At 66.8% G+C, this 13696-nt stretch carries 10 protein-coding genes and 1 riboswitch; of the genes, 4 read left to right on the plus strand and 6 right to left on the minus strand.

The window, feature by feature from the left end; genetic code table 11:
* The first annotated feature begins 182 nt into the window (after positions 1-182).
* On the plus strand, positions 183-1217 hold the full coding sequence (locus NHF53_RS10285) for a GlxA family transcriptional regulator (RefSeq protein ID WP_252834104.1): 1035 nt from the start codon (positions 183-185) through the stop codon (positions 1215-1217).
* A 10-nt stretch (positions 1218-1227) separates the two neighbouring features.
* On the opposite strand, the gene NHF53_RS10290 is transcribed toward NHF53_RS10285, so the two are convergent.
* Both NHF53_RS10290 and NHF53_RS10295 read right to left on the minus strand, forming a co-directional pair.
* A complete protein-coding gene (locus tag NHF53_RS10290; protein ID WP_252834105.1) occupies positions 1228-2049 on the minus strand; it encodes a sulfite exporter TauE/SafE family protein in 822 nt (273 codons plus the stop codon).
* A 228-nt stretch (positions 2050-2277) separates the two neighbouring features.
* Positions 2278-2904: a hypothetical protein gene (locus tag NHF53_RS10295; RefSeq protein WP_252834106.1), complete on the minus strand. Its 627-nt coding sequence runs from the start codon at positions 2902-2904 to the stop codon at positions 2278-2280.
* Between the two features lie 251 nt (positions 2905-3155).
* Here NHF53_RS10295 and NHF53_RS10300 point away from each other — a divergent pair, with 251 nt between their 5' ends.
* Positions 3156-3542, plus strand: a complete 387-nt coding sequence (locus NHF53_RS10300) for an acyl-CoA thioesterase (protein ID WP_148155509.1) — start codon at positions 3156-3158, stop codon at positions 3540-3542.
* Between the two features lie 466 nt (positions 3543-4008).
* On the opposite strand, the gene NHF53_RS10305 is transcribed toward NHF53_RS10300, so the two are convergent.
* Positions 4009-4362, minus strand: coding sequence for a DMT family protein (locus tag NHF53_RS10305; protein ID WP_112689455.1), 354 nt, complete (start codon positions 4360-4362; stop codon positions 4009-4011).
* A gap of 339 nt (positions 4363-4701) precedes the next feature.
* Here NHF53_RS10305 and NHF53_RS10310 point away from each other — a divergent pair, with 339 nt between their 5' ends.
* Both NHF53_RS10310 and uvrB read left to right on the plus strand, forming a co-directional pair.
* Positions 4702-6699, plus strand: coding sequence for an EAL domain-containing protein (locus NHF53_RS10310; RefSeq protein WP_252834107.1), 1998 nt, complete (start codon positions 4702-4704; stop codon positions 6697-6699).
* A 258-nt stretch (positions 6700-6957) separates the two neighbouring features.
* Complete coding sequence (gene uvrB, locus NHF53_RS10315) at positions 6958-10365, plus strand: excinuclease ABC subunit UvrB (protein ID WP_308218649.1); 3408 nt, start codon at positions 6958-6960, stop codon at positions 10363-10365.
* 598 nt (positions 10366-10963) lie between these two features.
* On the opposite strand, the gene cobW is transcribed toward uvrB, so the two are convergent.
* The 3 genes from cobW to NHF53_RS10330 all read right to left on the minus strand — a co-directional run bounded on the left by cobW (position 10964) and on the right by NHF53_RS10330 (position 13639).
* Positions 10964-12043, minus strand: coding sequence for a cobalamin biosynthesis protein CobW (gene cobW / locus NHF53_RS10320; RefSeq protein ID WP_252834108.1), 1080 nt, complete (start codon positions 12041-12043; stop codon positions 10964-10966).
* Between the two features lie 3 nt (positions 12044-12046).
* On the minus strand, positions 12047-12571 hold the full coding sequence (gene cobU / locus NHF53_RS10325; RefSeq protein WP_252834109.1) for a bifunctional adenosylcobinamide kinase/adenosylcobinamide-phosphate guanylyltransferase: 525 nt from the start codon (positions 12569-12571) through the stop codon (positions 12047-12049).
* A gap of 168 nt (positions 12572-12739) precedes the next feature.
* Positions 12740-13109, minus strand: a riboswitch (cobalamin riboswitch).
* 62 nt (positions 13110-13171) lie between these two features.
* Positions 13172-13639 carry a hypothetical protein gene (locus NHF53_RS10330; RefSeq protein ID WP_252834110.1) on the minus strand — a complete coding sequence of 156 codons (468 nt, stop codon included), beginning with the start codon at positions 13637-13639 and terminating at the stop codon, positions 13172-13174.
* Positions 13640-13696: the final 57 nt, after the last annotated feature.

The following is a 13696-nucleotide window of genomic DNA, read 5'->3' on the forward strand; positions in this document are numbered from 1 at the left end:
CAGTCCCGGTTTGCCGCCGCAACGGGACGCAGGACGGCCGTCATACATCAGGAAATGTCGCTATTTCGCACCTCGCGGAGTGCGGATGTCGCTTTTATTTCCACTTGCGTCGCTTTAAGGATATCGAGGTGACCATTTCCCAGCGAGGAATATGGTATCGCCGCCTGATCCGGATTGCCGCCATGAGCAAAAACCCACTCAAGAAACGTTCCCTGGTCTTCTTCCTCGTGCCGCAGTTCACGCTGCTGCCGTTCGCCGGCGCCGTCGAGACGCTGCGCATCGCCAACCGCATGCTGGGCTACGACGCCTACGAGTGGCGCATCGCCTCCGCCGACGGCCAGCGGGTGCTCTCCTCGAGCGGCATCGGCATAGAGGTCAACACCTCGCTTGCCGACGAGCGCCGCTTCCTCTCCGGCGAGAACCGGCCGAGCATGGTGCTCGTCTGTTCCGGCATCGACGTCGAGACCTTCGCCAACAAGTCGGTCAACGCCTGGCTGCGCGAAGCCTACAACCGCGGCGCCGCCGTCGGCAGCCTCTGTACCGGCGCCCATGTGCTGGCCCAGGCCGGCCTCCTCAACGGCAAGCGCTGCGCCATCCACTGGGAGAACCTGCCCGGTTTCTCCGAAAGCTTCCCGCAGGCGGAGGTCTATGCCGATCTCTACGAGGTCGACGGCAATCTCTACACCTGCGCCGGCGGCACCGCCTCGCTCGACATGATGCTGAACCTCATCGGCCAGGATTTCGGCGAGGGCCTCGTCAACCGGGTCTGCGAGCAGCACCTCACCGACCGCGTGCGCAGCCCCAACGACCGCCAGCGCCTGCCGCTCAGAGCCCGCCTCGGCGTGCAGAACGGCAAGGTGCTGTCGATCATCGAACTCATGGAAAGCAATCTCTCCGAGCCGCTCTCGCTGCTCGATATCGCCGACCATGCAGGCCTGTCCCGCCGCCAGATCGAGCGCCTGTTCCGCCAGGAGATGGGCCGCTCGCCCGCCCGCTACTATCTCGAGATCCGCCTCGACCGCGCCCGCCACCTCCTGGTGCAGTCGTCGATGCCGGTGGTCGAAGTGGCAGTCGCCTGCGGCTTCGTCTCCGCCTCGCATTTCTCCAAGTGCTACCGCGAGGTCTACAACCGCTCGCCGCAGCAGGAGCGGGCCGAGCGCAAGCTGATGTCGGCGCGTGCCGCGGCAGCGACGACGGCGACGGCGGTGGCGGCGTAAGCCGCCGCCTTCAGCCGTAGAGGCTCCAGAAGAAGCGCAGCGAAACCACGACCAGGAAGGCGGCGAAGCCGAATTCCAACTGACGCTTGCTCATCGCATGCGCCAGTCGCGCGCCCATCGGTGCCACCACCATCGCCACCGGAATGATCAGCGCAAACGCGATCCAGTTGACGAAACCTGTGGAGAGCACCGGCAGCCCCGTCTCGCCCCAGCCGGCCACGATGTAGCCGATCAGCGCCGGGGCCGAGATCAGCACGCCGACGCCGGAAGATGTCGCCACCGCCTGGTGGATCGGCCGCCGGTAGAGCGTCATGAAGGTGTTGTTGAGCACACCGCCGCCGATCCCCATCAGCCCGGAGATCACACCGAAGACCGTGCCGACGGCGAAGCGTGCCGGCTCGCCCGGCAGGTCGTCGCCGAGATGCAGGCGATTGCTGAGGAAGATCATGCGGCCGGCGAGCATGAGGGCGATCACCGCGAAGATCAGCCGCAGCATTTCGCTGGAGGCATGCGAGGCGACGACCGTCGCCAGCACCGCGCCCAGCGGCACCGCGACGATCCAGCCCTTCAGCAGTTCCGTGTCGACCACGCCGCGCTTGCGGTGCGCCGTAAAGGAGCGGATAGAGGTCGGCACGATGATCGCCGTCGACGTCCCGACCGCCAGATGCATGGTCACCGCCGGATCGATGCCCACATAGCCGAAAACCTGGTAGAAGACCGGCACCAGAACGGCGCCGCCGCCGATGCCGAGCAGTCCTGCCAGAAGGCCGGCCAGCGCCCCGGCGAAGACCAGCAGCACGGCGAAGAAGACGAGATCGGGCACGGTGGACATGGGCATTCCTTCGGCGCCCGGCACGGTCGGTCGAAAGATGGAGGCAGCGCCGGCATTGATCGCGCAACCTCTCCGGCCGTGACGGGTCAGGTATCGGTTTTCGGCCGCGGGCGGAATCGGACCCGATCCGCCGAACGCATGGCCTCTCTTGTTCGCGGGTTTAGTCTATCGCGCCGCCGGTGCAAGGTCGCCTCGGGCGCTTGCAGTACGCCCGTCGCACCACGACGGCTAAAGGTCGCCGTCCGTCGTCTGCGGCGCTCCCGGCTGCAGCAGAACCGGGTTGTCGGTGCCGATGCCGTCGATCACCGGCTGGTCGGTATTGCCCTCGGCGATCGTCATCGGCCCGGTCGGCACAGGTTCGGCCGTCTCTTCCGCCGCGACTTCTCCGCCCGCCACGCCGAGCCCGGCATCGATATTGATCCCTTCTTCGGGAATGGCGTAGGCACCGGCGGAGGCCTGTTCGGGGGCGGCAAGCCCGTCCCTACCCGCGGCGTCCGTCACTCCGTCGCCGGCATCGTCGAGCGGTGCACTCGCGACCGGCACGGCCGCCGCCTGCCCGCTGTTTGTCCCTGCGAGGTTGGGTGTGTCGAGATAGTCGATCGCCTGCGCACCGCCGTTGCGGGCCGGTGCTGCGGAATAGGCGCTCTCGGCGACGTCCTCGCGGTCGACACGGCCGACCCGCCCGATCAGCCGGCGGCCGGAAGTCTCCGCCCCGACCGCGCCTTCGAGCATGACCGAGTCGGAAGTGTCGCCGATCTCGGCCGGCGGGATCAGTTCGTCCGACATGCAACCGGCCAGCGCCGTTCCGGACGCCAATACCAGCATCGAACGCTGCAGAAAGGAAACGAACGCCATACCAGCACCACTCTGCCGCCGCCGGTCATCCGGCCCATCGCCGGAGAGCTTACGGCCAAGCCGTAAACGTTTCGTTGTCCCCGCTGCGCCGGCCGCAACCGTCGCAGACTTGCGCCGGGGACAGGCCTCCCCTTCGAGCGTCGCAATTGCGGAGACCGGCGATTTTGCCTAATCAGGTCGGGCGGCAGGGCCCCGCGCCTTAACGGCGCAACCTGTGGCAGACGACGGATGAAAGCGAAGGAGCAGACGTCATGACCGATACCGCCAGACCCTGTGGCGAACTCACCCTGCGGACGCTTGCGATGCCGGGCGACGCCAACGCCGCCGGCGACATCTTCGGCGGCTGGGTCATGGCGCAGATGGACCTCGCCTCCGGCATCCGCGCCGCCGAGCGCGCCCGCGGCCGCGTCGTCACCGCCGCGGTGAAGGAAATGGCATTCGACATGCCAGTGAAGATCGGCGACACGCTCTGCGTCTATACCGACATTGCCAGGGTCGGCCGCACCTCGATCACGCTCTCCGTCGAGGTCTGGGCGCAGCGCTATCTCACCCACACGATGGAAAAGGTCACCGCCGCCACCTTCGTCATGGTGGCCCTCGACGCCGCCGGCAAGCCGACCCCGGTTCCGGCAGCCTGATCGGCTACCGCTCTCCCTCGAAGGGCGCGCCGACGCGCCTCTCCCTCTGTGGGAGAGGTTACAAAATCACGGTCTTGGCGAAGCCAAGTCGTCGATTTTGCTGGTGAAGGAGTCGGTATCGAGCCGTCCAACTCTCCCGCCGTCACTCCGGCCCTGAGCCGGAGTCCAGCCGGCGAGCGTCCGCGAGCCGAAAGGGCTCTCTTCGCCACCGACGACGCCCTCCCGCGACCGGCAACGCGGCGTGATTCCTCGGGGTCAAGCCCGAGGATGACGACCTTTCCTGTGTCGCAAGGGGGTGCCTTACCGTGAGGTCTGCGCAAGCCCCGGCATCGGACTTGAGCGCTGCATCAGCCTCCCCGATCGCGTCACGGTGCTACAAGGCTTCTTTGGGCACCACGGTCACCCCACACTCCCGTCATCCTCGGGCTTGACCCGAGCATCCACGGGCGCGCGCCGTATCCCTCACCTACGCCCGGAAGATCAGCGAGGCGCCGAGCGCGATCAGCGCGAAGCCGGCGGCGTGCCCCCAGGTCAGCGATTCCTTCAGCCAGAAGACCGAGAAGCCGGAGAAGACCAGCAGCGTGATTACCTCCTGGATGGTCTTGAGCTGGGCTGCGGAATAGACCTGCGCGCCGATGCGGTTCGCCGGCACCGCCAGGCAGTATTCGAAGAAGGCGATCCCCCAGCTGACGAGGATCGCGGCGAAGATCGCGCTGTGGCGGAATTTCAGGTGCCCGTACCAGGCGAACGTCATGAACACGTTGGAAAGGGACAACAGCACGATCGGCCAGATCGCCGCCGGATTGAGAAGAGTGGGCATGAAACACCGGAATGACTGAGTGGGAGCAAGACCGGTCGATCGCTGCCGCGAATCGCCGGAACGTCGATCAAACTGGCCGAACGGCGGCGAAATACCAAGTCCTTTCCGGTGCGGTGCAGCAAACGCATCCGATCGATCTCCCCCCTCGAGGGGGAGATGTCGCGAAGCGACAGAGGGGGGTGCGCGACGGAAACCGTACCGCCTGCCTCCTGCAGCTCAATGTCGCACCCTGCGTCAATCCGTCACCGCCGTTAAGCGAATTTTATTACACGCACCCCATGCTGGCGGAGAAAAGATTGTCCCGGACAAGACACGAAAAACGGACGGGCGGGGGGAAGAGTGGATACGCATAACGGTTCCCGTAAGGAACAGCATCAGGCCGAACTGGTCCGCTTCCAGGCAGACCTGATCATGTCCAGCCACACCTCGACGCTGCTCTTCAACGGCTTCATCACCCTTTCCACGGCGGGCATTACGGTCCTCAACCATGGTACCTCGCTCGGCGTGATCATATGGGCCGCGATCGTGCTGCTGACGCTCGCCTTCCGCTATGCCTCAGCCGCCGGATGCATACGCAGCGGCATGATCGAACGCCGGCCCGGCGACGTCCTGACCCTGCTCTCCTTCGGCGCCTTCGTCTCCGGCCTCGCCTGGGCCGCTCTGCCGTTCTCGGTCGAAGGCTTCGACGGTTCCGGTCGCGACGCCGCCCTCTTCCTCATCATGGTCGGTACGGCCTCCGGCGCGATCATCAAGGGTCTCGGCTATAGCCAGCTGGCCATGGCCTTCGCGACGCCGCTGCTGCTCTCGATGCTGGTCTCGCTGGTGCTCTCCGGCAACTCCGCCTCGCTGGTGCTTGCAGCGAACGCCGCCGCCCTGACGACAGTCCTCTACCGTCATAGCCTTTCGGCCGAGCAGGTGTTCTCGAGCAACGAGCTCGCCAAGCTCCAGGCGACCGATCTCGCCCTCTCGCTTTCCGAAGCCCATGGCGACATCCTGCGCAAGAACGGCCGCCTCGAGGTCCTCGCCAATTGCGATCCCGTCACCGGCCTTGCGAACCGGACGCACTTCAACGGCCGCCTCGGTGGGGATGTCGCCCGCGCTGTCGCCGTCGACGAGCCGGTCGCCCTGTTGCTCCTCGATCTCGACCGCTTCAAGTCGATCAATGATTCCTTCGGCCACAGCGCCGGCGACGCCGTGCTGCTGGAAGTCGGCAAGCGTCTGCGGCGGGTGGTCGGCGACGATGGCCTCGTCGCCCGGCTCGGCGGCGATGAATTCGGCATCATCCTCACCGGCAGCAATGCGCGCCGGCGCGCGCTTTCCTATGCCCAGCAATTGCAGGATGCCAGCCAGGAGCCGGTGCCGGTCGGCGGCACCAGCTCGGTGATCGGCCTCAGCATCGGCCTCGCCTGCTTCCCGGCCCAGGCGTCGAGCGCGGAGGAACTCATGGCCTTCGCCGACATGGCGCTCTACGAGGCCAAGGACCACGGCCGCCGCCGCATCCGCGAATTCGACCCGGCGCTGAAGGCGCGCATCGAGCGCCAGCACGCGGTCGAACAGGACCTTGCCGACGCGATCCGCAACGGTGCCGTCGAGGCCTGGTTTCAGCCACAGGTCCGGCTCGACAACGGCGCCGTCACCGGCTTCGAGGCGCTGCTGCGCTGGACCCATCCGCGCCTCGGCCCGATCTCGCCGCCCGAGGTCGTCCAGGCCGCCCATTCGCAGCACCTTGCCGAAGCGCTGAGCGAACATGTCGCGACCGCGGCCTGCGACCTGCTCACCCGCCTGCCGGCGCTCGGCCTGCCGGAGGCGACCGTCGCCCTCAACATCTCGCCGCGGGAGTTCTCGCTCTACTGCATCGCCGACATGCTCGGCCGGGTCGCCGGACCGCGCGGTATCAATCCCGCCCTGCTCGAGATCGAGATCACCGAGGAGGCGACGCTCGACACCGAAGGCGCCGGCGAGCAGCTCAAGCGGCTGGAGAATGCCGGCTACAAGCTCGCCGTCGACGATTTCGGCATGGGCCATTCCTCCCTCGCCTACCTGATCGACCTCAAGGTCGACCGGTTGAAGATCGACCGCAGCTTCGTCAAGGGCGTCGCCGGGTCGCGCACCAACCAGAGCCTCATCGCCGCCCTCGTCGGCCTCGGCCACGCGCTGGCGCTCGACATCGTCGTCGAGGGCGTCGAGACGGCCGAGGATGCCGAGGTGCTGGCGCTGCTCGGCTGTCGCGTCGCCCAGGGCTACCATTTCGCCCGGCCGATGCCGCTCGCCGCCCTCTTCGGCTGGCTCGGCGCGGATCGTCCCGCCGCGCTGGAGGACGGCCGCGCGGTCGCCTGACCGAAGGAAGCGGCGCTGCCTGCGGATGGCGGGCCGCGTCCTGACAGTTCCTGTCAGCAGGCTGCGTTATGTTTCCTTTTTGTACTCGTTTTTTCGTCGCCGCCCCTTTCCATCCGCCGGCCATTTCTCCATATTCGGCGCATGGCCAAGACACCGAAAGATTCCGCCGCCCGCCCGGGCGAAGCCCGGCAAGGGCAAGTGCCCGTCGCGGACAATTCCGCGCCCCGCAGGTCGGCCAGCCCGCAGGGCGATGCGGCCGTGAATGCAGGGAATGGATTTGAAGAGGCGCCGCAGGCTGCGTTCGAGGGCGCGCCGCTCGCCGGTTCCGTCGCCGACTGGGTGAAGCAGCTCGAGGCGGAGGCGGAAGCCTCCACCGTCGAGAGCCAGCGCGACATCGCCTCGAAGGCCGGCAAGCACCGCAAGAAGGTCGAGAACGAGGCGCGCAAGCACGCCGAGGCCGTGGAGGTGGCTGCCAGAGCGAAGCGCAGCGGCCAAGCGGCCGCCGCCTCTCGTCCGGCGCCATCCCGCGACGCCGAAGGCGCGCAAAAGAAAACAGGTGCGGAGGCCAGCCCGAAGGGCGGTGCGGCCGTGAGCACGAAAGCGACCTCCTCCAAAACCTCCCGCGGCGTCTCCATCGGCGGCTCCTCCGACCCGAAGACCCGTGCCGCCGCCGGCCTCAACCCGGTCGCCGGCCTCGACGTGTCGCTGGAGGAGGCGGGCGCGCTCGCCAAGGGCGGCGTCACCGCCACCGTCGACGCCCTGTCGAAGCTGATCGAGAGCGGCAACCCGCTGTTCAAGAACGGCGAGATCTGGGTGCCGCACCGCCCCGCCCGGCCGGAAAAATCCGAAGGCGGCATCGCCATCCGCATGCAGTCCGACTACCAGCCCGCCGGCGACCAGCCGACCGCCATCAAGGACCTCGTCGAGGGCCTGAATTCCGGCGACCGCACCCAGGTGCTGCTCGGCGTCACCGGCTCGGGCAAGACGTTTACCATGGCCAAGGTGATCGAGGCGACCCAGCGCCCTGCCGTCATCCTCGCCCCCAACAAGACGCTCGCCGCGCAGCTCTATTCGGAATTCAAGAACTTCTTCCCCGACAACGCGGTCGAATACTTCGTCTCCTATTACGACTACTACCAGCCGGAGGCCTACGTCCCGCGCTCAGACACCTATATCGAGAAGGAATCCTCGATCAACGAGCAGATCGACCGGATGCGCCACGCCGCCACCCGCGCCATCCTCGAGCGCGACGACTGCATCATCGTCGCCTCGGTCTCCTGCATCTACGGTATCGGCTCGGTCGAGACCTATACGGCGATGACCTTCCAGATGTCGGTCGGCGACCGCCTCGACCAGCGCCAGCTCTTGGCCGACCTCGTCGCCCAGCAGTACAAGCGTCAGGACATCAACTTCACCCGCGGCTCTTTTCGCGTCCGCGGTGATACCATCGAGATCTTCCCCGCCCACCTGGAGGATGCCGCCTGGCGCATCAGCATGTGGGGCGACGAGATCGAGGCGATCACCGAGTTCGACCCGCTGACCGGCCAGAAGACCGGCGACATGCAGACGGTGAAGATCTACGCCAACTCCCACTACGTGACGCCGCGGCCGACGCTGAACGCCGCCATCAAGGCGATCAAGGACGAGCTGAAGCACCGCCTCGGCGAGCTCGAGGCCGCCGGTCGCCTGCTGGAGGCCCAGCGGCTGGAACAGCGCACCCGCTACGACGTCGAGATGCTGGAGGCCACCGGCTCCTGCGCCGGCATCGAGAACTATTCGCGCTACTTGACCGGCCGCAAGCCCGGCGAGCCGCCGCCGACCCTCTTCGAATACATCCCCGACGACGCGCTGATCTTCATCGACGAGTCCCACGTCACCATCCCGCAGATCGGCGGCATGTATCGCGGCGACTTCCGCCGCAAGGCGACGCTCGCCGAATACGGTTTCCGCCTGCCGTCCTGCATGGACAACCGTCCCTTGCGCTTCGAGGAATGGGACGCCATGCGCCCGCAGACGGTCGCCGTCTCCGCCACCCCCGGCGGCTGGGAGATGGATCAGGCGGGCGGCGTCTTCGCCGAACAGGTGATCCGTCCGACCGGCCTCATCGACCCGCCGGTCGAGGTCCGCGCGGCCAAGACCCAGGTCGACGACGTGCTCGGCGAAATCCGCGACACGGCGCTCAAGGGTTACCGCACGCTGGTCACCGTGCTCACCAAGCGCATGGCGGAAGACCTCACCGAATACCTGCACGAGCAGGGCGTGCGCGTCCGCTACATGCATTCCGACATCGACACGCTGGAGCGCATCGAGATCATCCGCGATCTTCGCCTCGGCGCCTTCGACGTGCTGGTGGGCATCAACCTTTTGCGCGAGGGCCTCGACATCCCCGAATGCGGCTTCGTCGCCATCCTCGACGCCGACAAGGAAGGCTTCCTGCGCTCGGAAACCTCGCTCATCCAGACCATCGGCCGCGCCGCCCGCAATGTCGACGGCAAGGTCATCCTCTATGCCGACAACATCACCGGCTCGATGCAGCGGGCGATGGACGAGACGGCGCGCCGCCGCGAGAAGCAGATGGCCTACAACATCGAGCACGGCATCACGCCGGAATCGGTCAAGGCCCGCATCTCCGACATCCTCGATTCCGTCTACGAGCGCGACCATGTCCGCGCCGACATTTCCGGCGTCGCCGGCAAGGGCTTTGCGGCAGGCGGCAATCTCGTCGGCGCCAACCTCCAGGCCCACCTCAACGCGCTCGAAAAGCAGATGCGCGACGCCGCCGCCGACCTCGATTTCGAAACCGCCGCGCGGCTCCGCGACGAGATCAAGCGCCTCAAGGCCGTCGAACTCGCCGCCATGGACGACCCGATGGCCCGGCAGGAGGCGGCGAGTGCCGAAGGCGCGAGAGGGAAGCAGTCAAGTCCGGCGGCGAGTGCGGAACAGACCCCCTCTGGCCCTTCGGGCCATCTCCCCCACAAGGGGGGAGACCGGGAGGCCGCCGCAAGCGCGGCGAACTCCCTCCCCCCTGTGGGGAGGGTTGGGGAGGGGTCTTCCGGTGAACCCCGCATCTCCCTCTCCTCGCGCTCGAAGACCGGCCGTGCCCGCAGCGCCGGCCGCGAGTCGATCTCCCCCCCTGAGGGGGAGATGTCCCGGCAGGGACAGAGGGGGGTATCCCCCAATGAAGCGTCCGCCGATCACCCCCCTCTGTCGGCTACGCCGACATCTCCCCCTCAAGGGGGGAGATCGGCGGAGCAAGCGTCCTACTTCGCCAAGCCGTCGCTCGACGACATGGGCCCCGGCACCGACCTGCCGACACCGGCCGGACGCTCGCTCTTCCGCAAGAACACCCTCGACGAAATGACCGTCGGCCGCACCGAAAAACCGGTGACCGGCAAGGTGCCCGAGAAGCCGGGGGCCGAACCGGGCCGCAGCCCGATCTCCCCCCTTGTGGGGGGTGAGGAGCGGTCGGCGAAGCCGAGCAATCGATCCAGCGAATCGATTGCAGCAACGAACGCCGGCAGGACAGAGGGGGGTGCCCCACGCTCAGGGCCGGACGACCCCCGCCCCATCATCCGCGCCCGCCCCGGTGCCGGCTCCTACGAGGACCCGGCGGACCAGAAAAAGAAGGGCCGCACCAAGGGCAAGACGGGACGACCGGGACGGTGACCACGAGTCCCTTCTCCCCATCCCGATGGGGAGAAGGTGCCGGCAGGCGGATGAGGGGCAGCCCGTACGCCTACGGGGTCGCTCCGCGCGGCGGCGCCATCGATCCGGTGGATCGATTTGAGCGAACGAAGGCCTGAGCGCGACGCCGCGCGAAGACTGTGCAAGGCCCTACTTCAGCTAAGTGTTAGAAATTCCAAGTGAGGGGGTCGGTTTCGCCTGCTTGACGTCCCCCTCACCTGCGATTTCTGGCACTTACGCCTTCGGCCTAAGCTGCCGAAATCGCTTCCTCTCCCTCAAGGAGAGAGGAACGGCTGGCCTGCTGCCGGTTTTTCGGACACCGAGTTAAGCTAATCCGACCTTGTTTTCAAATTCCATCGGGCTGAGATAGCCCAGTGTCGAATGCCGACGCGGGGGAGATCGGAAGGCGACAAATCGCGCTTCCCACCAAATCCTTCTGACCCGTGCTCCGAACAACCGCCCCCCTTCAGCGCTGACGGAACGACCGAGCGTCGCCGCATGGTGATCTCCCCCCTTGTGGGGGAGATGGCCGGCGGGCCAGAAGGGGGTAACTGATGCGTCCATCGCTCTCAATCGGTCCTCAGGCCGCCTTCTCGACCGCCTCAACCACCGCCGCGAAATCCCATTCGTGCAGGCCGATGACGACGAGGCGGGTCTCGCGCTTCTCGCCGGCCGCCCAGGGGCGATCGAAATAGGTGTCGATGCGCGAACCGACCGCCTGGACGACGAGCCGCATCGGCTTGCCGGGCACGTCGACGAAGCCCTTGAGGCGCAGGATGTCGTGGGCCTCGATGACGGCTCTCAGCCGCTCGACGAAGGCCGCCGGATCGGCGATCGCCGGAAGCCGCAGCGCAAAACTCTCGAACTCGTCGTGGTCGTGGTGGTGCAGGTGGTCGTGACCCTCGCCGGAGGCATGGGCAGCCTCATGCTCCAGTTCGTGGTGCGACTTGCGGTTTCCGATATCGGCCTCCGAACCGGCGCCGAGGCCGAGGAGCACGATCGCCGGAACCTCGCCGTTCCTCGCCTCAACCAGCGTCGGCTTGCGGTTGATGCGTCCAGCAACCTCGGAGCGGACCGCGGCGATCCCCTCGCCGTCCAGCAGATCGGTCTTGTTGAGAACGATGAGATCGGCGCAGGTGAGCTGGTCCTCGAAGAGCTCCTCGAGCGGGCTGTCATGGTCGAGCGAGGCATCCTGCTCGCGCATTGCGTCGACCCTGTCGTGGTCGTCGGCGAAACGCCCGGCCGCCACCGCGGCACTGTCGACCACGGTCACCACGCCGTCGACCGTCACGCGGGTGCGGATGTCCGGCCAGTTGAAGGCGGCGACCAGCGGCTGCGGCAGGGCGAGACCGGAGGTCTCGATGACGATGTGATCCGGCCGCTCGTCGCGTTCCAGCAGGCGCTGCATGGTCGGCACGAAATCATCGGCCACCGTGCAGCAGATGCAGCCATTGGTGAGCTCGATGATGTCGTCCTCGGTGCAGTTGTCGGCGCCGCAGCCCTTCAGCACCTCGCCGTCGACGCCGAGGTCGCCGAATTCGTTGATGATGAGCGCGATCTTCTTGCCGCCGGCGTTCATCAGCATGTTGCGGATGATCGTCGTCTTTCCGGCGCCGAGAAAGCCGGTGATGACGGTTGCCGGGATCTTCTGCTGCAGCATGGTTCAACCCTTCATTTTCAGCGGCAGTCCCGCCGCGACGAAATAGACTTCGGTCGCGACCGCCGCGACCATCTGGTGGAGCCGTCCGGCATGGTCGCGGAATTCGCGCGCCATGCGGTTTTCCGGCACGATGCCGAGCCCGACCTCGTTCGAGACGAGGATCAGCCGCGCCCGAAGCATTGGCAGGACCGAGACGAGGCGCGCGCTTTCGGCGGCGACATCGCGTTCGTCCAGCATCAGGTTCGTGACCCAGAGCGTCAGACAGTCGACGAGCACGACACGGTCCGATGCATCGATGCGTCGGAGAACGCCGGCAAGGTCCACCGGCTCCTCATGGGTCGTCCAGAGCCCGCCGCGGCTCTCACGATGCAGGGCAATGCGTTCGCGCATTTCATCGTCGAAGGCGCGTCCCGTTGCGACATAGTGGCGTTCGAGCCCGCTTGCCTCGGCAAGCGATTCCGCATGCCGCGACTTGCCCGAACGGGCACCGCCGAGCACGAACACGCTATGGCCGGCGGCCGCGCTCAAGGACGGACCTCCGCGCCAGAGCGCCGGAAAGGTGGACATGAGAAGAGGCCGGGCGCGCAGCCCGGCAGAAAGGATGTGGAAATGCGGGATCGCACAATCCCGCCGTCACAAGATGTCGCCACGACAACCTCCGTGCTGGCAACGGGGATTTTTCCCCAGGATGGGCTTTCAAAGCCCGGCACGGGTGGCAGGTCTCCTGGCTCGCGGTTGAGGCGCCAAGCGCCAGCGGGGCAACCTCGCCTTCCCGGAGCTTCGAAGCGGCACGAAGAGGCGGACGATTCGTAGAAATAGAGGCGTCCCGGCCCCGGCTGATCGTGTCGCCACTCCAGTGGCTTTTCCAGCTTCGCCGAAGAACCCGCCGTCCGCGCCTTGCGGACCCGTCGCGGGCATTCCGGCTCACCGGATGATTGACCCTCACCGCTCTACAGTCGCGGGGTCGGCTGCGATTGGCAGGCCCGGCTTGGGTCCCCACCGTCGCATTCCCTTTTGCGTTCCGCCCCGTATCGACGGCGCGGAAACCATCCGAATGAGAAAACGCTTAGGCGCAAGCGGCGGTGAAGTCAATTCGAACAGAACGCCTGCAAACCGCCCCAAAGCCAGTCACTGACGCGCAGAAGGCATGCTCAAGGCGAAGAGCAAGCGGATGCGCGCGGCGACCGCCTCGGCGAGCGCCTCCGCCTCGAAATCGGGGGTTTCCGTTTCGCTCGTCACCGGGAACGTCGCGGTGGCGACCGGAGAACCGTCGATGACCGAGATCGCGGTCACCGTGACGGTTGCCTCGCTGCGGTGGTTGAGCGGCGAAATGTCGGGTCGATAGGAGCCGATCCGCACCGAGAGCACCACCGGTGGCGCCTCCGGCCGCGGCGCGGTCGCAGCGATCGCCGCGGCGATCCGGCTGTCGGTGCCGACGACCACGGTCTGCGGCACGCGGACATCGGCAAGCACCGTCAGGTCGCGAACGTCATAGACCTTGCGCGGCGTCAAGAGCTCGACGCCCGCGACGCTGCACGAGGACAGCAGAGCGCAAAGAAGAAGGGCGATGACGGCGTGGCAGAACCGCAGACACATGGCAGGCTGATCCGATCCCGATTCGGTCGGAAGAGACTGTCACCGGTATGGTTAGCG

The sequence above is a fragment of the Ciceribacter sp. RN22 genome, assembly GCF_024054295.1.
Taxonomy (GTDB): domain Bacteria; phylum Pseudomonadota; class Alphaproteobacteria; order Rhizobiales; family Rhizobiaceae; genus Allorhizobium; species Allorhizobium lividum.

Coding starts and splice junctions, on each gene's coding strand:
- NHF53_RS10305 (WP_112689455.1), bottom strand. CDS start 4,362: ATGCCCACTCTTCTCAATCCGGCGGCGATCTGGCCGATCGTGCTGTTG.
- NHF53_RS10295 (WP_252834106.1), bottom strand. CDS start 2,904: ATGGCGTTCGTTTCCTTTCTGCAGCGTTCGATGCTGGTATTGGCGTCC.
- NHF53_RS10285 (WP_252834104.1), top strand. CDS start 183: ATGAGCAAAAACCCACTCAAGAAACGTTCCCTGGTCTTCTTCCTCGTG.
- NHF53_RS10300 (WP_148155509.1), top strand. CDS start 3,156: ATGACCGATACCGCCAGACCCTGTGGCGAACTCACCCTGCGGACGCTT.
- NHF53_RS10290 (WP_252834105.1), bottom strand. CDS start 2,049: ATGTCCACCGTGCCCGATCTCGTCTTCTTCGCCGTGCTGCTGGTCTTC.
- NHF53_RS10330 (WP_252834110.1), bottom strand. CDS start 13,639: ATGTGTCTGCGGTTCTGCCACGCCGTCATCGCCCTTCTTCTTTGCGCT.
- cobW (WP_252834108.1), bottom strand. CDS start 12,043: ATGCTGCAGCAGAAGATCCCGGCAACCGTCATCACCGGCTTTCTCGGC.